At 46.0% G+C, this 20,359-nt stretch carries 15 protein-coding genes and 2 pseudogenes; 12 read left to right on the top strand and 5 right to left on the bottom strand.

What is annotated here, in order from left to right:
* The first annotated feature begins 369 nt into the window (after positions 1-369).
* Positions 370-1,212 carry a photosystem II manganese-stabilizing polypeptide gene (locus QUA34_RS14655; protein WP_333053687.1) on the top strand — a complete coding sequence of 281 codons (843 nt, stop codon included), beginning with the start codon at positions 370-372 and terminating at the stop codon, positions 1,210-1,212.
* 462 nt (positions 1,213-1,674) lie between these two features.
* Positions 1,675-2,448 carry an RNA polymerase sigma factor SigF gene (locus QUA34_RS14650; protein WP_333331168.1) on the top strand — a complete coding sequence of 258 codons (774 nt, stop codon included), beginning with the start codon at positions 1,675-1,677 and terminating at the stop codon, positions 2,446-2,448.
* 155 nt (positions 2,449-2,603) lie between these two features.
* Here the strand turns inward: QUA34_RS14650 and QUA34_RS14645 are convergent, their stop codons facing one another.
* On the bottom strand, positions 2,604-3,770 hold the full coding sequence (locus tag QUA34_RS14645; protein WP_333387656.1) for a pyridoxal phosphate-dependent aminotransferase: 1,167 nt from the start codon (positions 3,768-3,770) through the stop codon (positions 2,604-2,606).
* Between the two features lie 237 nt (positions 3,771-4,007).
* Here QUA34_RS14645 and QUA34_RS14640 point away from each other — a divergent pair, with 237 nt between their 5' ends.
* The 8 genes and pseudogenes from QUA34_RS14640 (at position 4,008) to nrdJ (QUA34_RS14610) (ending at position 13,799) form a co-directional block, all read left to right on the top strand.
* Entirely contained in the window at positions 4,008-4,520 is a 513-nt protein-coding gene (locus QUA34_RS14640) for an adenine phosphoribosyltransferase (protein ID WP_333331175.1), read from the top strand.
* A 209-nt stretch (positions 4,521-4,729) separates the two neighbouring features.
* Positions 4,730-5,770 (top strand): ABC transporter permease, encoded by a 1,041-nt coding sequence (locus tag QUA34_RS14635; RefSeq protein ID WP_333331178.1) that lies wholly within the window; start codon positions 4,730-4,732, stop codon positions 5,768-5,770.
* A 97-nt stretch (positions 5,771-5,867) separates the two neighbouring features.
* Positions 5,868-6,914: pseudogene (locus QUA34_RS30210) on the top strand (leucine-rich repeat domain-containing protein); the annotation flags it as partial.
* Between the two features lie 510 nt (positions 6,915-7,424).
* A pseudogene (locus QUA34_RS30205) lies at positions 7,425-7,991 on the top strand (DUF6745 domain-containing protein); the annotation flags it as partial.
* Positions 7,992-8,424: 433 nt separating this feature from the next.
* Positions 8,425-10,587, top strand: a complete 2,163-nt coding sequence (locus tag QUA34_RS14625; protein ID WP_333387650.1) for a DUF4394 domain-containing protein — start codon at positions 8,425-8,427, stop codon at positions 10,585-10,587.
* Positions 10,588-10,740: 153 nt separating this feature from the next.
* A complete protein-coding gene (locus QUA34_RS14620) occupies positions 10,741-11,028 on the top strand; it encodes a hypothetical protein (RefSeq protein ID WP_006630975.1) in 288 nt (95 codons plus the stop codon).
* 208 nt (positions 11,029-11,236) lie between these two features.
* Entirely contained in the window at positions 11,237-12,481 is a 1,245-nt protein-coding gene (gene nrdJ / locus QUA34_RS14615) for a ribonucleoside-triphosphate reductase, adenosylcobalamin-dependent (RefSeq protein WP_333331186.1), read from the top strand.
* A gap of 244 nt (positions 12,482-12,725) precedes the next feature.
* Positions 12,726-13,799, top strand: a complete 1,074-nt coding sequence (gene nrdJ, locus QUA34_RS14610) for a ribonucleoside-triphosphate reductase, adenosylcobalamin-dependent (protein ID WP_333387647.1) — start codon at positions 12,726-12,728, stop codon at positions 13,797-13,799.
* Between the two features lie 79 nt (positions 13,800-13,878).
* On the opposite strand, the gene QUA34_RS14605 is transcribed toward nrdJ (QUA34_RS14610), so the two are convergent.
* Entirely contained in the window at positions 13,879-15,165 is a 1,287-nt protein-coding gene (locus QUA34_RS14605) for a Glu/Leu/Phe/Val dehydrogenase (protein WP_333387644.1), read from the bottom strand.
* Between the two features lie 309 nt (positions 15,166-15,474).
* On the opposite strand from QUA34_RS14605, the gene QUA34_RS14600 reads away from it, so the two are divergent.
* Positions 15,475-16,086: a DUF4126 domain-containing protein gene (locus tag QUA34_RS14600; protein WP_333331194.1), complete on the top strand. Its 612-nt coding sequence runs from the start codon at positions 15,475-15,477 to the stop codon at positions 16,084-16,086.
* A gap of 201 nt (positions 16,087-16,287) precedes the next feature.
* On the opposite strand, the gene hemH is transcribed toward QUA34_RS14600, so the two are convergent.
* On the bottom strand, positions 16,288-17,451 hold the full coding sequence (gene hemH / locus QUA34_RS14595) for a ferrochelatase (protein WP_333081631.1): 1,164 nt from the start codon (positions 17,449-17,451) through the stop codon (positions 16,288-16,290).
* A gap of 296 nt (positions 17,452-17,747) precedes the next feature.
* On the opposite strand from hemH, the gene QUA34_RS14590 reads away from it, so the two are divergent.
* Positions 17,748-18,041 carry a hypothetical protein gene (locus QUA34_RS14590; RefSeq protein WP_333387640.1) on the top strand — a complete coding sequence of 98 codons (294 nt, stop codon included), beginning with the start codon at positions 17,748-17,750 and terminating at the stop codon, positions 18,039-18,041.
* A 142-nt stretch (positions 18,042-18,183) separates the two neighbouring features.
* Here QUA34_RS14590 and QUA34_RS14585 read toward each other — a convergent pair whose 3' ends face one another.
* Positions 18,184-19,305, bottom strand: a complete 1,122-nt coding sequence (locus QUA34_RS14585; protein ID WP_333387637.1) for a hypothetical protein — start codon at positions 19,303-19,305, stop codon at positions 18,184-18,186.
* A 237-nt stretch (positions 19,306-19,542) separates the two neighbouring features.
* Positions 19,543-20,259: a GDYXXLXY domain-containing protein gene (locus QUA34_RS14580; RefSeq protein ID WP_445242821.1), complete on the bottom strand. Its 717-nt coding sequence runs from the start codon at positions 20,257-20,259 to the stop codon at positions 19,543-19,545.
* Positions 20,260-20,359 lie beyond the last annotated feature (100 nt).

Genomic DNA, 20,359 nt, shown 5'->3' with positions numbered 1-20,359 from the left:
TGTCCCCAGCCTTTTGGTCAACCGACTAATCGAGCTAGTCGCGATCGCCATTCGGGGTCATAAGCAAAGTAACTTAAGTAGGTTGACTTAAGCAATATTAATTTGCAGTCCAAGTCAGGAAAAGAGCACAACCCGTCGTACCATGTGTATTGGGCTGCGATCCGAACATGATTGAGAAATCATAAGTTCATGCTTATTTTCACGGCGCACTAGCTTGATTTTTTGAGTCAATGCCGGTCTCGGTGAAGCGAGGGATCAGGATCTAAATGCTACCCTAAGCGCTGGCCTAGCCTGCCGGCGGGCAATTATATTTTGCTCGAACTAGGGCTTTTTCTTAATATAATCCGATGTTGGATATTGAGGTTTGCAATGAAATATCGTGCTTTAATTGTTGCACTTTTAGCTTTTTGCATGAGTGCGCTGGTTGCTTGTTCTTCTGCTTCTGACACGACGGTGGCAACTACCGAGTTGCTCACCTACGACCAGATTAGAGGTACTGGCTTGGCTAATAACTGCCCTAGCTTGGCAGAAACTTCTCGGGGATCGATCCCCATCGAAGCGGGCGCCACCTATAAACTGACTGGTTTGTGTTTGCAGCCCACAACTTATTTTGTGAAGGAAGAACCAGCAAACAAACGCCAAGAAGCGGAATTTGTGCCTGGTAAATTGCTGACACGGTTCACGTCGAGCATTGACCAAGTTCAAGGTACGCTCAAGGTCGGTACTGACGGCACTCTGACTTTCACAGAAGAAGACGGCTTGGATTTTCAAGCTATTACGATTCAGTTACCGGGCGGAGAGCAAGTACCTTTCTTGTTTACCATTAAACAGCTAGTGGCCAGTTCCGAACCGGGAGTAGTTGCTATCAATACTTCCACCGATTTGCGAGGGGAGTTTAACGTTCCTTCTTACCGCAGCGCAGGCTTTTTAGACCCTAAAGCTCGCGGGGTATCGACTGGCTATGACAATGCTGTAGCGCTTCCGGCTTCTGATAATTCCAAACGCGTGCGGGCTAATGTTAAGGTGGCTGACACTCGCACTAAGGCCGGCAAAATTTCTCTCCAAGTTGCTAAAGTCAACAGCGCCACTGGCGAAGTTGGCGGGATTTTTGAGAGCACGCAGCCTTCTGATACTGATTTGGGAGCTAGACCGGCTCTGGACGTGAAAATTCGGGGTTTGTTTTACGCTCGCATTGAGCCTTCTGTGTCATAAAATTGGCTTTCTGGATCGATCGAACTTGAGCAGTTTCTAGCCATAAAGCTCCTGCTCGCCCTTCATTAGCCAACAGTCTTGAGCAACATAACTTAGGACTGTTGACTAATGACTAAATTTATGATTGAATAGTGGTCATTCGCAAGTTATGAAGTTGGGATTTTTTATTAATTAAAGTATTGTATTCAAACCGCTTTCAGCTTATAATATTTTTTTCAAAAAACCTGGTTAAATTGGGGATGCGGTCGAAGGCGTTCTACCTGGTAAAAGTCTGCCTTATGCCGAAAAAATGCGGAGAATCCCGCTAAATCCGTTCACGTACCGAAAACTCAACTGGTGTGTCCGCTATCACACCTATTAAGTGCTAGGATTACACTACCTAAAAGTGAATTTTTTTAGACTAGATTGGAAACTAGATCTAAAGCAACTTCAGTCCTCTGCTCTACCCACCCTTATGCCACCATGTCTACCACACTGCCGAACGAGCTAAAAAGCGAAAATTTGCAATTGTTGCGCGAGTACCAACTTTCTGGATCGAATGAAATCCGCAATCAGTTAGTTAAACTGAATATTGGACTGGTCAGAAAAGAAGTTTACCACTGGATCAACCAGTGCGGTGAAAGCTACGACGATTTACTGCAAGTCGGATGTATTGGGTTGATCAGGGCGATCGAGCGGTTTGATATCGCGAAGGGGCACGCTTTTAGTTCCTTTGCCATTCCCTACATTCGGGGCGAAATTCAACACTACTTGCGGGACAAAAGCCCTTCTGTGCGATTTCCCCGCCACTGGCAATCCCTGGAACGCAAATCAGTAGCAGCGATCAAGGAGTTGCAGGTGCAGTTCAACCGCAAACCTACGGATGCTGAAGTAGCAGCAGTCCTTGAGGTTTCTGTAGAAGAATGGCAAGAAATTAAGCTGGCTCATCTGAACCGATCGCCTCTGAGTTTGGACGCGCCGATGCAAGATGAAGATGAGGGGGCGACTTGTCTGGGAGAATTGGTTCCCGATAGCAAGTATCGGAGTTTTCAGTTGGCGCAAGAGGATCAAATTCGCGTACAGCAAGCTTTGGCTATGTTGGAACAACGGACTCGCGAGATATTGGAGTTTGTGTTTCTCTACGATTTGACGCAGAAGGAAACGGCTGAACGCTTGGGTATCAGTGCGGTGACTGTTTCTCGGCGAGTTAAGAAGGGGCTGGATTTGCTCAAAGAGATTATGACAAAACAGCTTTAGTTATTAGTCAGTTGTTGGTTGTCAGTTGTCAGTTGTCAGTTGTCAGTTGTCAGTTGTTGGTTGTCAGTTTTGAACAGTTAACAGTTAACAGTCAACCGTTAACCGTTAACAGTCAACAGTCAACAGTTAACAGTCAACAGTCAACAGACTAATTTTTAGATGCTGCGGACAAATTTATCGAGCCTTTCTACGGCTTTTTTAATTGTGCCTAAATCAGTGGCGTAAGACAAGCGAATATGGTCGTCTGCACCAAACGCAATTCCCGGAATAACTGCTACTTGCTGCTGTTCTAAGAAAGCGTCGCAAAATTCCAAAGAATTCATTCCCGTCTTGCTGATGTTGACAAACATATAGAAAGCACCGTCTGGTTTAATACAGCTAATTCCAGGGACAGCATCGAGTAATTCAAATATTACCTGACGCCTTTCGGCAAAAGCTAGACGCATTGTTTCGACAGATTCTTGGCTGCTTTCCAAAGCTGCGATCGCGCCGTACTGTGCAAAAGTACACACATTTGAGGTACTGTGACCTTGAATGGTGCTGGTGGCTTTGATTAATTCGATCGGCCCGGCCAAATAACCGATTCGCCAGCCTGTCATCGAGTAAGCTTTAGCAAAACCGCTGCTGATCAGGGTGCGATCGAAGATTTCTTTGCCCAGGGAACCGATGCTGACGTGTTGGGCGTCGTCATATATAATTTTTTCGTAAATTTCGTCAGCAACGACTAAAATATCTCGATCTACTATCACCTCGGCCAAGGCTTTGATTTCCGCCGGAGTATACACCATTCCCGTCGGGTTAGAAGGCGAATTCAGTACAAATAACTTGGTTTTGGGAGTAATCGCTCGACTCAGTTGTTCCGGTGTAATTTTATATCCTGTAGAAGCATCAGTCCGTACAATTACTGGCTTGCCACTAGCTAGTTTCACCATTTCAGGGTAGCTTAGCCAGTAGGGAGCAGGAATAATTACTTCCTCTCCAGGCTCGATCAGAGCCATCATCAGATTGTAGAGGGAATGCTTGCCGCCGTTGGTGACAATAATATTTTCCGGTTGATAGTTGAGATTGTTGTCATCGCGGAGTTTGCGGGCGATCGCAGCTTTTAACTGCGGTTCCCCAGTCACAGGGCCATACTTAGTCTTCCCCGCGTCTAAAGCTTGTTTAGCCGCTGCTTTAATGTGTTCGGGCGTATCAAAGTCGGGTTCTCCCGTACTCAAACTACAGACATCAATCCCTTCGGCCTTCATGGCTTTAGCCTTAGCGGCGATCGCCAAGGTTATAGAAGGAGAAACCTCACCCACTCGTGCTGCCAATTTAATCATTGGATTTTAGATATTAGATTTTTGACTTTAGATCATAGGGTGACAAATGTTGATATTCAACCCTGTTGTTAGGGAATTATGACATTTGTTTACATAGTACGTAAAGGATTAAGCAATTAAAGAATAAAAATTAAAGAAGCTGTTAGTTTTAATTTTTATTTTTAAATTTTTAAATTTTGACGTTATTATTGTAGCATTTTTGATGCCTCGTTACCCTCAACCCCGATCTGCAAGCTTATGGATCTCAAATCTCTGATTCGCGACATTCCTGATTTCCCAAAGCCGGGAATTATGTTTCGAGACATTACAACTTTGCTGCGCGACCCGCAAGGGCTGAGCTACACCATTGACAGCTTAGCCGAAAAATGCTCTGCAATGTCTGTTGACTATGTGGTGGGCATGGAATCGCGGGGCTTTATCTTTGGCGCGCCGTTGGCTTATAAAATGGGAATAGGCTTTATTCCTGTCCGCAAACCAGGGAAACTGCCTGGTGCGGTTCATTTTGCTGAGTACGAATTGGAATACGGTGTCGATCGACTGGAGATGCACCAAGATGCGATGATTTCCGGCAGCCGGGTGCTGATTGTAGACGATTTAATCGCCACTGGCGGAACAGCGGCGGCGACGGCTAAATTGTTGGAGCAAGGTGGCTGCGAGCTTGTCGGTTTTGCTTTTATCATTGAATTGCAGGCTTTGGGCGGCAGGCAGAAATTGCCCGATGTGCCGATCGTCACGCTAGTTGAATATTAGTTAGTTAACTGTTGGCAGTTGACTGTTGACAGTTAACTGTTGACAGTTGACTGCTGACAAATAATATTGTTGAGCTTTGCATCGGAATTATTCATCTCTCTCTTCTCTTTCTCTGCGATCTCTGTGGTTACATCATTCCGATACAATCGGCATTAATATCATTCACAGTTCTTCCAATCTAAAATCTAAAATCTAAAATCTAAAATCGTATGACTTCTATTAAATCTAATCGAAATTGGCACTTATTGAGTTCTCTGTTTGCTGGGGAAACATTTACTTATGTTTTCAAGCGACTGTTGCAGGCACTTTTAACGCTATTTTTGGCATCGATGCTTTGTTTTGCAATTATTGAACTAGCACCGGGAAATTACTTGGATACTTTGAGCCAAAATCCGAAGATTTCGCCGGAGACACTCAAGCAACTCGAACAGCAGTTCGGCTTAGATAAACCAGCGATTGTGCAGTATTGGCTGTGGCTGCAACAAATTGTGACGCGGGGAAATTTTGGCACGAGTTTTGTGTATCAGCGATCCGTAGCTTCGCTGCTGTGGGAACGAGTACCGGCGACGTTATTAATGGCGATCGCATCTTTGATTGTAACTTGGGCGATCGCGATTCCTTTGGGAATTGTCGCGGCCGTCAATCAAAACCGCACAGTCGATCGAGTTCTGCAAGTAGTCAGCTACACGGGACAAGGATTTCCCAGCTTTATCACAGCCTTGCTGCTGCTATTTTTTGCTCAAAATACTTCGCCTCTTTTCCCCGTCGGAGGAATGACAAGTATCGACCACGCAGACTTACCTTGGTGGGGCCAAATCCTCGATTACGGCTGGCACTTAATTTTGCCAACTGTTGCCCTCAGCCTTACTGGTTTTGCTGGTTTGCAAAGATTGATGCGCGGACAATTGTTAGACGTGCTGCGTCAAGATTACATCCGAACCGCACGGGCTAAAGGTTTGCCGGACGATCGAGTAATTTACATTCATGCTTTGCGGAATGCTGTTAATCCGTTGATTACGTTGTTGGGTTTTGAGTTTGCTAGTTTGTTGAGCGGTGCGTTTATTGCCGAATATTTCTTTAATTGGCCGGGTTTGGGAAAGCTGACTCTGGATGCGGTGAACAATCAAGATTTGTATTTAGTAATGGCGAGTTTGATGATGGGTGCGACGATGTTGATTGTTGGGAATTTGTTGGCGGATTTGCTGCTGAAAGCTGTCGATCCTCGGATTAAGCTGGAAGATTTGAAATAGAAGACTTAATTCAGTAATAGAAGGTACGCAAGGGCGATTGGTAATAGTCAACAGTCAACAGTCAACAGTATTCCCATTACCCATCTCGAAGTGTTTTATGTCTGAACAAAAACCAAACGAGTCTATGATTTTTAGCCGCTTTGCCGACTGGTACAGGCATATTGACAGCCTTTCAGAAGACGCAAAGTGCACAGTTAAGATGTTGTTAAGAAAGGCTGGCACTGATGACGCACAAGAAGCGGAGCAGATACTTTCAAGCATGACAGAACTGGATCTCAACAACAATAGAATTACCGACTTCAGCTTCCTCGGCTCGCTCACCAATCTGACCACACTGCATCTCGACTGCAATCAAATTACCGACATCGGATTCCTCGGCTCGCTCACCAATCTGACCACACTGCATCTCGACTGCAATCAAATTACCGACATCAGCTTCCTCGGCTCGCTCACCAATCTGACAACACTGTCTCTGTGCGGCAATCAAATTACCGACATCAGCTTGCTGGGCTCGTTCACCAATCTGACCAAACTCGATCTCGCCTACAATCAAATTACCGACATCAGCTTGCTGGGCTCGTTCACCAATCTGACAACACTGTCTCTCAGCTACAATCAAATTACCGACATCAGCTTCCTCGGCTCGCTCACCAATCTGACCACGCTGAATCTCAGCAACAATAGAATTACCGACATCAGCTTCCTCGGCTCGCTCACCAATCTGACCACACTGAATCTCAGCTACAATCAAATTACCGACTTCAGCTTCCTCGGCTCGCTCACCAATCTGACCACACTGGATCTGGACAGGAATCAAATTACCGACATCAGATTCCTCGGCTCGCTCACCAATCTGACCACGCTGCATCTCAACAACAATCAAATTACCGACTTCAGCTTTCTCGGCTCTCTCACAAATCTGACAACACTGTCTCTCAGCAGAAATCAAATTACCGACATCAGATTCCTCGGCTCGCTCACCAATCTGACAACACTGTCTCTCAACGACAATCAAATTACCGACATCAGATTCCTCGGCTCGCTCACCAATTTGACAACACTGTATCTGTGCAGCAATCAAATTACCGACTTCAGCGTTTTGCGTAAGCTCACCAATCTGACCAAACTCGATCTTCGCGCCAATCGAATTACCGCTATGTGCGTGTTAGGCGAACTCGCACAGAAACGTCTTACTCTCTCGACTAGGCCAATAGATGCTCAAAAAGCCACAGAGGCAGTCAAAGTTGCCTATGCTGCTATTGGCCTAGAAGAGCCCTCCGTTATTATTTGCAGCAGTCCCCGCGACGCTTTTCTCCAAATCTTCAACTTGGCAAAAGGCGACCATTCACCAAACTGGTCAAACGAAGGACATGGGAATAGATTGGGGAAAAAGCTAGACTGGAAATGGATGTCCATGTCCCCATCGATTGTGAGAGACTTTACAAGTCCGGCGGTGTGGGAGTATGAGATCCTTAGCATGACGATGGAGTCGGAAGCAGACAGCACACTGAACTCGCTAATGTACGAATTGGTTGAGGAATATGAGCGCTCGGAACGAATGATGGGGAATGTTTTTCCCGCTTATTTGTTCGGCCTCACATACCCTGAAACCCCCACGAATTTGTTTGAAGAAATCTATTTGACTCAATGGTATATATCTTCATTAGGCGTCAATATTTCCCAAAAGGCACAAGAAATACTTCGCTGCCAAAAGCTGCTTTTCGAGCATTGCGGTTGGATATTTCCCTTTGAAAAGTTTTGCGCGGTGTGCGATCGCCCCCGCCACCTGCGCTTTGACAGTCAAAACCGCTTGCACGCGGAAGCAGAACCTGCGATCGAGTTTGCCGATGGATGGAATTTTTACTATTATCATGGTGTCAAATTGCCTGAAGAATACGGCAAAGTCCACCCAAATCAATGGCAAGCCCAATGGCTTTTAGCAGAAGAAAATGCCGAACTTCGGCGAGTGTTAATTGAAGCAATTGGTTACGATCGCATTTGTCAAGAGTTGTCAGCACAACAAATAGATAGTTGGCAGGAATATGCACTATTACAAATAGATAATGCCGATGTCGAGCCGATTTGTCTGTTAAAAATGACTTGTCCGAGTACGGGATTCATTCACGCTTTGAGAGTGCCGCCAAATTTGACATCAGCTAGGGAGGCAATTCGCTGGGCAAATTGGGATATTGATCCACAGGAATTTTCCGTGCAGACTTGATGATGGTTGTCGCGGCTACACACACAAAGCCCACCGTCGCAGGCTTTAAGATTAAAGTTAAAAAATAATTTCTGACCGTACAGATCCAAAATTATAGAGTCAGCGTATATTACTAATGAACGCAGTACAAAATTTCATAGGTTCGCACCGCTAAAAATTTCAGCTTCCCTGTTTGCAGTTGAGCTGCGATCGCTCTTGGCTACACAGCCAACTATAAAATAGGGCTAAGTGATCGGTATTTAGGATTGGGTTTATTTGAATCCGGGGCCTGGTTTATATATCATTTGATCTGCCTGTAATACTTTTATGGCAACCCACCCCTACAGCCGAAAATAACAAAAACTATCCTAAAAGTGCGAACTTGTGATAGTTTAACTGAGAATACCACCGCCGTTAGGCAACAGAAGTATCAAATTTAGAGGCTGATTAGAACATGGCAGAAATTAGAGGCACCGGCCAAGCAGACTTGCTAGCAGGAACTCCAGAATATGACCTGATTTTTGGTTTGATGGGCACTGACACCATTGCCGGAAACTCTGGTAATGACAGCATTTATGGAGGTAAGCAAAGCGATTTAATTGATGGAAATTCTGGTCAAGATTCGCTTTTTGGAGATTTAGATAACGACATTATTAACGGCGGCGAAGGTAACGATTTTTTAGTGGGCGGAAAAGGCAGCGATTCCATATCGGGCAACTCTGGCAATGATGTTTTGTCGGGCGATCGAGATACTGATGTCCTGATAGGCGGAGACGGGGCAGACCTATTTGTTTTGAGGCGCTACGCTGAGGCTGACCCTTCCCGTACCAGTGGCGGTGTTAGTTTGGCAAATGCTGACGTGATCGCCGATTTTGTACCAGGTACAGATTTAATCGGTTTGGGGGAAGGTCTCAGTTTTAGCGACTTGAATATTCTGGAAGCTGGAAACGATACTGTTATTCAAGACCGGGTAACAGGAGAATTTCTCGCTACTCTCAGAGGGGTGAGACAAAGTGCAATTAACCAGGCAAGTTTCACTAATAATATTGGCAGCGTTGTTCCCAGCCCCCCGCCTCCAGCGCGGACAACGGCTTATGCTTTAACTCCTGCTAATCGGATTGTCGGTTTTAGTCTTTCCAATCCGGGAAGTGTGATCTCAGATTTGCCCGTGACTGGATTGGAAGCGGGAGAAAGTTTGCTGGGAATAGATTATCGGCCAGCTAACGGTGTGCTTTACGGTGTGGGTTCTAGCAATCGCTTGTATACTGTCAATCCGATGACTGGGGAAGCAAGTCCAGTCGGTAACGGGCAGTTTGCTGTTCCCCTAACTCCGGGGGCTGCGGGTTTTGATTTCAATCCGACAGTAGATCGAATTCGGTTTGTCAATGAAGGCGATCAAAACGCCCGCCTCAACCCGGATAACGGGGCACTTGTGGATTTTGACACGCTGGCGGGGGGAATTCAACTCGACGGGAATTTGGCTTATGTTGCGGGCGATCGCAATTCTGGAAGTTCTCCGGCTGCTGCTGGGGCTGCGTATGTGAATAACTTTGCGGGCGCAACTTCGACAACGCTGTTTGTAATTGACAGCAATTCAGATGTTTTGGTGCGGCAAGATCCGCCGAATAATGGAGGGTTGAATACGATCGGATCTTTGGGAGTTGATGCTACTAGCGTTCTCGGCTTTGATATCAGGAGTATTGGCGGCCGCGAGGTGGCAGTGGCGGCGCTGGAAGTGGGTGGCATTTCCGGCTTGTACAATATCAATTTAAGTAGCGGTCAAGCTTCCTTTGTCGGTCAAATTGCCGACGGGAGACAGATTAACGGTTTGGCTTTGCCTTTGCCTACAGCTTACGCTTTAACTGTTAGAAATGGCGCTGAAACAATTGTCGGTTTTAACGAGGCGGCACCGCGGGCGATTCTCAGCGACGTGGCAGTTACAGGGTTGCAGCCGGGAGAAAGTTTGCTGGGAATTGATTTTCGCCCCGCTAACGGTGTGCTATACGGTGTGGGTTCTAGCAATCGCTTGTACGCGATTAATCCCGTGACTGGGGCTGCAAGCGCAGTCGGTAGCGGGCAGTTTGCTGTTCCCCTAACTCCGGGGGCTGCGGGTTTTGATTTCAATCCGACAGTCGATCGAATTCGGTTTGTCAATCAAGCCGGTCAAAACGCCCGCCTCAACCCGGATACGGGGGCAATTGTGGATTTTGACACGCTGACGGGGGGAGTTCAACTCGACGGGAATTTGGCTTATGCTGCGGGCGATCCTAATTTTGGCAATCCCGGCGCGGCTGCGGCTGCTGCGTATGTGAATAACTTTGCAGGGGCAGCTTCGACAACGCTGTTTGCAATTGACACCAATTTAGACATTTTGGTGCGGCAAGATCCGCCGAATAATGGGGTGTTGAATACGATCGGATCTTTGGGAATTGATGCTGGTACCGTTCTCGGCTTTGATATCAGGAGTCTTAACGGTAACGAGACGGCTTTGGCTGCGATCGAGGTTGGCGGAGTTTCCAGCCTGTACAATATCAATTTGACGACCGGTCAAGCTTCGATTGTCGGTCAAATTGGTGACGGGCGAGGGATTAAAGGTTTAGCACTGACTTTGATTTAAATAGGGGAAGAAGGAAGAAGGAAGAAGGAAGAAGGAAGAAGGAAGAAGGAAGAAAAATAATTAAACTTTTTTAATTTACCAATGCCCAATTCCCGATTCCCGATTCCCAATGCCCAATTTGAGTTAATCTATTATTTTGACAAACAAGATAAAATGTTATCTCAAGTTTTTTACTTGCTACGTTCCCGCAGTGACGGCAAATATTTGTCCGCGAATCCCAATCCAGATGCGGCAGTGAGTTACCTGCTGATGTTTCGCGAAGACTATGACGCTTTGAGCTATCTCAATGCCCACGCTGCTGATGTTGCCGATCGATTCGGAGTAGAATCGATTTCCGGTTCTCAGGTAAAAAAGCTACTTGAACGTTGGGGGTTTAACGGTGTGGGGGTTGTTCAAGACCCGCTGTTACCCAATATTGAGTTTTTATTGACAAAGGATTGACAATTGACAAGATTTGGTATTCACCCGGTTTCAGGATGAAATCGGGTTTTTTTGTCAAGTTTTGAGGAGCTCGCCCGATCGAGCTTGTACACTTCTGTGCCCCATATTTAGTGCAAATTGTCAAATATATTAACCTTTAACCCTAAATCTGAATCCTGTTGTATATTCGTAGTCTGTTGATTTATTCCGACACGTCAGTACACAACCTATGGTTAGAGAATTAGAGCGATCGAGTGCCAGCGATCAACGCAACCCGTCTGATTTCCCGGAAACAGCACCCGCAGCCAATCCAGTATTTTTCAGGACTTACAGTCGCCGTACCGAGACGGGAAGGGAGACTTGGGCCGAAGTGTGCGATCGAACAGTCAAAGGCTTGCAAAAGCTGGGAAACCTCACCCCCGAAGAAACACAACTGCTGCACCGGATGCAAAACCAGCTCAAAACCCTCGCTTCAGGCCGCTGGCTGTGGGTAGGTGGCAGCAAATGGATCGAGCAACCAGAGAATTTTTCCGGCGCATATAATTGCTCATCAACAAATATTCTTGACTGGCGTTCCTTTGGCTTGTTGATGGATTTGGCAATGATGGGCTGCGGCACTGGGGCAGTCTTGGAACCACAATATATCAACCAACTCCCGCCGATTCGCAACCGCTTAACCCTAACCATGCAAGGCGAAATCGGCTCTACACCCGCCCAGTCGCGCCGTCAAGAAACAGAAGTAAAAATAGCAGAAAAAACCGCAACTATTTATGTCGGAGATTCTCGCCAAGGTTGGGTAAACTCCTATCAAAGTTTGCTGGAATTATCCACAGATGAAAGATTTGCAGGAGAAGTTCAAGTATTCATTGATTTGAGCGACGTTCGCCCGGTGGGAGAACCTTTAAAAGGTTTTGGCGGAGTAGCCAATCCCGTGAAATTGCCCGACCTTTATCAGCGCTGCGCCGCAATTTTGAATAAAGCTTTAGGGCGGCAGTTAAATTCAGTTGAATGCTGCGTGCTGATAGATGAAGCTGCGGTGACAATTGTTGCTGGAAACATTAGAAGATCGGCCGGAATGCGTCAGTTTTATGCTGATGACGAACTCGGAGCAAATGCTAAAAATAATTTGTGGCAACAAGATGAAAATGGCAACTGGAGAATAGATCCAGAACGCGATGCCCTTCGGATGGCCAACCATACGCGAGTTTTCCATACCAAACCTACACTAGAAGAATGTATTGATGCTGTCCGCAAACAGTATTACAGCGGCGAAGGTGCGATTCAATGGGCAGGGGAAGCTGTAGCTCGATCTAACGTTGATTTACTTTCAACACCGAGTCTTAGAAGTGAGTTTTTGAAAGCTTACGACGAAGGAAAAGCTAAAGAGTGGTTGCAGGAACGCCATCCTAATATGACTGCTGGCGAGTTAGAGCATCGGTTAGTCCGCGTGGGCTTAAACCCGTGTGGTAAGTAATTTTGCCTCACGTAAAAAACCTCGCAAAATCGGAGAAGACTGAGATGTTAACTCCGAGGTAAGTAAGGGAATTAAAAATCCTTTACCACCGTAGAGCGTACCGGGTGAACCTTCTTTTTTGAAGAATATAATCCTGGCAAGAGTGCGGGGCATTTACAACTACAGTAAATGAAAAAGTACGCCGAGCTACAGGGAAAATCGAATCTGTAGAACTAAAGGATAAAAAGCCTTTAGGGTAACACAAATGGAAATCATCGGCTCTAATTTCCACTGTAATTTGGCAGAGGTTCACCTCAATCAAATTGATCCTTACAACTTCAAAGAACAGGAGGAAGCTTTCAGGGCGGCGGCTCTATCTGTCGCGGTACTTCTCAATCACAAATTTCTTGAACCCCGCTATCAATACAGCCGCGAACTAGACCCGATTGTCGGCGTATCTTTCACGGGATTGTTCGATTTCTTCGTTCATGCTTTTGGCGTTGAGTGGCTGCGCTGGTGGGTGGAAGGCCGCCCGCAAACTCCGCAAGGAATCGCTTTTAAACAGCGGGAAGAAGAGTATTTGAGTGGTTGGCGGGAGATTGTGAATCGGGTAGTATGGGATTATTGCGATCGCCATTCCTTAAAACGCCCAAATCGCTGCACAACTGTTCAACCATCGGGTACTAAATCTCTGCTCACAGGTGCTTCCCCCGGCTGGCATCCGCCGAAAGCCCAGCGTTTTATTCGCCGGATCACTTTCGGCAAAAATGACCCCGTAGCCCTCGCCTGCATCGACTACGGATACAACGTGATTCCGTCTCAATCTGACAAGGATGAAAACGGTAATTTGCTGAACAATCCCTTTGATGAACGCTGTACAGAATGGCTGGTAGAAATACCTGTTGCAGTAAGTTGGGCTGACTTGCCCGGTGCTGATGAAATTGACATTAACAAGTTCTCAGCGGCGGCACAAATGGACTTTTATATGCAGGTGCAAAAGTTCTATGTCAGACATAACACTTCGGCGACGATTGAACTGCGCGAAAATGAGGTTGAAAGTTTTGGCACTCGGATTTACGAGGCGATTCGCGATGATGAAGGCTACATTTCCGCAGCGCTTTTAGCTCGATTTGATGCTCTTGAAACTTTCCCGCGTCTACCGTTTGAACCGATAAACAAGGAAACTTACACCAAGATGGTGGAAGAGACTTTAGCGCGCCGCGAAATTGATGTTTTTCACGCGGCACTAAGTCGCTATGACTTAGGTGAAATGATGGATTCGGGGCCGGCGGGCTGCGATTCTGATAAGTGTTTGATGCCGGAGACTAAGGCTAAATAGCCAATAGCCAAATCCCCGACTTCTGAAATTACTTCGATATTTCACGAACATAACCAGAAGAAGTCGGGGATTTTATTTGTTAACCGTTCACATAATAATCCCGCGTTCCCTTCGCATTCATCGCTTCTCCGAGTCGATTTAACCCGTACACGTAAGCCGCAGTTCTCATAGAAACTGACAATTCCTGAGATTCTTTCCAAATTGCTTCAGTTTCTTCGACCATTTTATGCTTCAACCGCTGGTTGACCTCCTCCAGCGTCCAATAAAGTCCGCTGCGATTTTGCACCCACTCAAAATAACTAACCGTTACGCCTCCCGCATTGACTAAAATATCAGGAATTACGTGAATTCCCTTCGCTTCTAAAATCAAATCAGCAGCAGAATCAATCGGCCCGTTAGCTACTTCAAAAATAAACTTAGCCTTAACATCATTAACATTGGCTTCTGTTATTTGATTCTCCAAAGCGGCAGGAACCAGCACGTCTACATCTAAGGCTAAAAGTTGCTCATTGGTTAAGATTTCGTGTTCTACAATATTGCAAACCGAACCTTCGCAGTAAATAGCTTTGATACCTTTGTTAGAATCTTTAAATCCTCGAATACTGGGGATGTCCAGCCCTTGTTTAGCATAAATTCCTCCTTGGGAATCGCTGACAGCAACAACTTTGTAACCTGCTTTCCACAGGAGTTCTGCTATTTCTGCACCCGCATTACCAAAACCTTGTACTGCTACAGTTGTATCTTGAGGATTTAGATCAAATTTGGGTAGAATAGTTTGTACTACAAAAAAAGCACCCATTGCTGTTGCCGTATCTCTGCCCAAGCTGCCGCCAATTGTCACTGGTTTTCCAGTCACCACCGCTGGAGAAAGCTGCCGCTTAATAATATTGTACTGATCCATCATCCAACCCATAATCATGGGATTGGTGTAGACATCCGGCGCGGGAATATCGACATCGGGGCCGATGAAATCTGCGATCGCATCGACATAGCCCCGGCTCAACCGTTCCAATTCCAGTTTGGACAATTCCTTGGGATTGAGAGTAATTCCGCCCTTGGCTCCTCCAAAAGGCAAGTTCAAAACTGCACATTTAAAAGTCATCCAAAATGCTAAGGATTGCACTTCATCAAGGGATACTCCCGGATGATAGCGAACTCCTCCTTTAGACGGGCCTCTGGTATTGTCGTAGCGCACCCGATAACCTTGAAAAATTCGTAGGGAACCGTCGTCCATCCGCACGGGAATCGATACAACTAAACTGGATTTGGGGTGTTTCAGCCTTTCAATCGTATCCTCGGAAAGGGACACATATTTTAAGGCTCGTTCTAATCGGCGGCTGGCATCGGCAAATAATGATTCAGACATAAGAAGTTAGTTGACTGTTGTCAGAGAGAAGAAGGATTCGGGTGCTTAAGCTAATTTAATCACAATCCTGGTTGAATGCTGCCTCCTTTATTCTGACAACAGTCAACAGTTAACAGTCAACTGCGATATTGTCGATCGACAATATCGCAGTGCCAAGCAGGATTAAGCAGATACACTTACAATAGAGGGTGATATTTAAGCTCAAGCCTCAATTTGAGTTCGATCGCTCAAATCATAGCCAGCCATCAGGGGAATTAAATTCTGAAATAGATCGAGGCTTTAGCTGACGTTAGAAACTGAATTATTATTATGGTTGGACTCCTAGCCGCACTCTCTGCGTCTGCGGCAGGGGGTATGAGAATTGCCCTGCCCCTGCTGTTAATTGGTTTGTTGCGGATTGACAAACTTTGGTCTGAAATACCTCTATTGTCGGGGGTCCCCCCCCAGGTGGCTATCACCATCTTGGTGAGTTGGTCGCTGTTAGAGTTATTTGCTTCTAAAACCTTTGTAGGGCAGCGGGTACTGCAAATTGTGCAAATTATTTTCAGCCCCATTGTAGGAGCAATTATGGGAATTGCGATCGCTCAAGTAAGTTCGATCGAGGAAATTATTGTTCACCCTTGGATGCTGTGGATAATTGGTATTGTCGGAGGTTTGTTAGCTTTAGTCCTGCAACTGGTACAAGCAGGATGGTTTTATCGGCTGCGGGGTTTGCCGATTTGGGTGATTTTCCTCCAAGATGTTCTGTGCATTTCCTTGGTTTTGTTTGCCTTTGACGCACCACGGCAGGGAGGGTTAGTGGCGATGATGCTGCTGTGGCTGGCAATTCGCAGTTCTAAAGAGTGGTATCGCTGGTACAAAAGTCAGGGAATACCGGGCGATAGGGGAAATCCCCGCCGCCGCAAGCGCGATCCTGATTAATTATTGATTAGTTATTAGTGATTAGTTATATCGTTTACGGTTGTTTCGGAATTATTTAACCGCAGAGGGCGCAGAGGGCGCTGAGGAAGAGAAGAGAGAGATGAATAATTCCGATACCAACCGATTTGATATCATTAGTCATGTGTAACAACAGTCAACAGTCAACAGTCAACAGTCAACTGCCAACTGTCAACTGTCAATTTAAAGCAATCCGATCGAGTGTAACGGGCCTTGACCCGTAATTAACTCCAGCAATAGTGCCACAAAACCAATCATCGCCACACGACCGTTCCAGACTTCCGCCCCCGTGGTTAAACCCCACTCCCACTGCTCTTGAGGGTACATTTTCACTGTCTTGGAAGGGCGTATAACATCGGAGAATTTAACGCTGGGAGATTCGATCGACTCGATGACTAAATCGGCCAAGGCTTCAATAAACACCGGATGAGTATTCAGGGCGGGCACTCGGTAGAAATTTTTAATGCCCGATTCTTCTGCTAATTCTCGATACTCCATGTCAATTTCTTGCAGAGTCTCGATGTGTTCGGAAACAAAACTAATCGGAACTACCAACAAATCTTGGACTCCATTCTCTGCCAATTCGGTAATGGCGTCTTCGGTGTAAGGTTTGAGCCATTCCACCGGACCAACCCGACTTTGATAAGCTAGAGTGTGTTCGTTCGATCGGTTCAAATGTTCCATAATCAGACGAGTGCAATCTTCAATCTCGCGCTGATAGGGGTCTCCAGCCTCTTCTACGTAGCTGAGGGGGACGCCGTGGGCGCTGAAAAAGATGTGAACTCGATCGGGATTCGGATTGTGGTCTAGTTGTTGGGCTATCAATTCCGACATTGCCTGAATGTAACCAGGCCGCTGATACCAAGAAGGAATCGCGGTATATTGTATATCCTTGAGGGCAGGATCTTTGCCCCACATTTCTTCTAACTGCCGGAAGCTAGAACCGCTGGTGCTGATGGAAAATTGAGGATACAGCGGCAAGATTGTCAAATGTTCGATGCGATCGCGCTTAATTTTGGCGATCGCCTCTTCAGTAAAAGGATGCCAGTAGCGCATCCCCACGTATACTCGAGCATCCTGTCCCTTTTCTTGCAAGAGTTCTTGCAGGGCTAGGGCTTGTTCCTCGGTAATTCGCCGCAAAGGAGAGCCGCCACCGATTTGGCGGTAGTTTTCCTGGGATTTTTGAAAGCGCAGGGTCGAAATCAACCAGGCGAGCGGTTTTTGCATCCACGGAAACGGAATGCGAATGATTTCCGGGTCAGCAAACAAGTTGAACAGGAAAGGACGGACATCCTCGATTTGATCTGGCCCGCCCAAGTTTAATAGCAATACTCCCACACGACCCATAGCGGTTACAGCTCTCCCATCGTCTCAGTTCTGTTACTTATCTTTATCATATAACTTAATAATATCTTAAGTCGATAGCAAGGTATACATAATTTTGACTATGGCAACAATTTTTAGAGATTTAAGTTATCGGTATCAGTGTCTCTAGGATTGCGATCGCGCGTCTGGCTGCTTTGAGCGTAGGCGGCAATGCTCGTTTGGGTGACAACGGCCAAGGAAAAATGTACCATCAGCCAATTATTATTTAGAAGCTTTTCCCGACTGTCAGTTTGACAGGAGTACGCAGCAGCGTTGGGATGCACGAAATGCAACGGGCGCAATTGCGACAAATCTTTCAGGAAGTATACCGCGCGATCGACCCCGGTGGTCTATTCATTTTGGTAGATATTCATCGGCATACAAATCCGGTATTTAGGTCAGGGTTGGCTATATTTTTGTGGTTGTTTGAGACTGAAACTGACTTGGGGAGTTTGTTGGCAGAAGTGGGATGGCGATCGTACAATTCCGAAGTAACTCCACAACCCAAACTTTATGCTGGTGGCAGCATTCAAGTAATCCAAGTTCAAAAGTCATTAGTCAGCAGTCATTAGTCAGCAGTCATTAGTCATTAGTCATTAGTAAAGGACGCGCCAATTATTGACTAAACACTGCTGAATTCTTACTTTTAAAATGAGGAATATTTAGTCGTCACTAATCCTTCCTAACTAATGACTAATGACTAATGACTAATGACTAAACAAACTTTTTCGCTGCTGCCAAAGCTGCCTCAAACTTGAGCAATACATCCTTTTCTGTGTGAATAGCTTTCTCTTGTTCCAGCAGCGGGCGACCAAAACGAAAAATGCCGTCCTGTTCTACGTGATCTACATAAGGCAGCGTTTCTGGATGCGGCAAAAATTTTCTGCCGATCGTGTACGGCGTGTGGAAAGAAAAACTAAAATCGGGAAACTTGTCGCTCTTGATTTCTAGGTAGTAAAGCGAGTAATAATCTTTGGTTTCGGAGTACACACACTCGCGGCACTTATTTACAAGTTTGCGGTTCTGATAGAAAAAATCCCACTTATCCCAATAGTAGGCATCTTTCATCATTTCCTCGTGGTCTTCGCACAGTTCGAGATATAATTTGTCAGCATCCGCCGGACGGTAGAAGTAAAGCATTGCGTAGGGCATTTCAATCAGTAACTTGACTGCTTGATTTTTTCGCTGATACCATTCCTGCTGGTGAGCTTCGTAAATTTCCTTATATTGAATTGCTTTAAAGCTGTTGAGCTGATTTTCTTTTGCCCAGCGCGACGCCCAAACTGTCCAGTAAGCTAGCTGGAAGGTTGCTGAAATTTCTTCCGAACCTTGTTCTTTCCAGTCGGCAATGATTTTTTCCCACTCGGAACTAAAAGCTACTCGTGATTGTTCGTTTTCTTCAGGCTTTTCTGTATTGATTGGGGTGGGTATTTGGTGATTATTTTTAATCAGCCCTTTGGGTTCCTTGCGCCAATTATTAATATCGGTTGGCGTGAGACTTAAGATGAATCTTCTGTCGTGAACGGGATATTCTAAATGGATTCCTGATTTGCGGAAAGAGCGGTATTCTAAAATAGGGAGTTTGTCTTGTTCAATCCACTGCTGGCGTTCTGCTGGCGAACACTTGAGTATTGTTTCTAATTCTACCGGATCGACGGCTAATTCACTTTTGAATGTCTCCCAAAATCTTTCTTGTTCGGCGGGATTTGCTTCCAGGAGGGATACAATTCGGTTGACGAGATGATCGGTTTGGTCTGGGCAATTTTCGGGAAGTCCTAAGAAGTCGAGGAGTTTGGTCTTGAGTATGCGTCTGGCTGAGATTAGCTCGGCTAACATGAGAAGCTCCAGTAGAGTCATGACTTGCGCCCTTGAACTGGCAAGATTTGCACAAGTCTTATATATCTTAATAGATTCTCTTGGGTTGTCGGCAATTGAAATGTCTGCGCCAGCGAAGCTATCCCCAACGCGCCTGCGGGCCCGTTGCGTTAGGGAATCGCCCACCAGCAGCCCCATCCCTAAGCTAAAATACTCAAAGCTAGACCAAAAGCCCGATCGACCTTTTGCCCTTTTTGGCTAAAATCGATAATTGCGATCGCGCACCCACAAACTCACAGGCACAGCATGGCCTGTTTTGTCAACCTTTACTTCTACCAAAAAAGATTGTCGCTGCTTCCTTTGAGCTTCGCTAATCTCCTGATTGACTTTTTCCCTTTCATCCTCTGGCATATAATAAGTTTCTAAGCCGTATTCCATCTGCCAACCGTTATATTTGCCCTTAATTGCGATTTGATTGGCGGGCAAATTGCCGGGATTTTCCAGACTGACGCGGACGGGTTTCCAAGCTTGGGGGCGGCCGGGCTTAGTGGGGGCTTGTGGCGCTTCTAAGATTACATAAAAACTGGTTTCTGGTTTGAGATTGTGCGTATTTTTTGGACAAACAGTTCCGGGCGGACAAGGTTTTTTTTCGGTAGGTAAATCTTTCCAGTCGGGGAGTTTTTGGAGATTTGTGAGATCGGAAATATCATATCTCAAAACTTGGTAATATCCGCGCAAAAAGTCGTAAGGGTCTACTGGTGCTGTTTGCAGGACAACTGTTTTGCCAGTAATAAAAGTGTAAACGGTGGTGGCGGGTACGGCGGCAATTAGTCCGATTTGCAGCAGCAAAGGAGCCCACAGCCGCCACGCAGGAAGGCGTTTTGCTTCCGGGGGAAGGGTGAATGATGGGGGATTAGTGCTGGTATCTGCTATTTCGGAACTTGGATGTGTTAAATCTGGATTTTCGGTGTTCATATTGGGAATTGGTTTGCAGAATAATATCGTTGAGCTTTGAATGGGCATAATCATCTTCCGAGTGCAGTGTGAGCGGGACGATCGCACTATAGTAGAATGC

Origin of the sequence: Microcoleus sp. POL10_C6 (genome assembly GCF_036701585.1) — a bacterium.
In the GTDB taxonomy this organism is placed as follows: Bacteria; Cyanobacteriota; Cyanobacteriia; order Cyanobacteriales; family Microcoleaceae; genus Microcoleus.
Note: the sequence above shows the minus strand (reverse complement) of the source record. Positions and strands in the feature narration are given on the sequence as shown.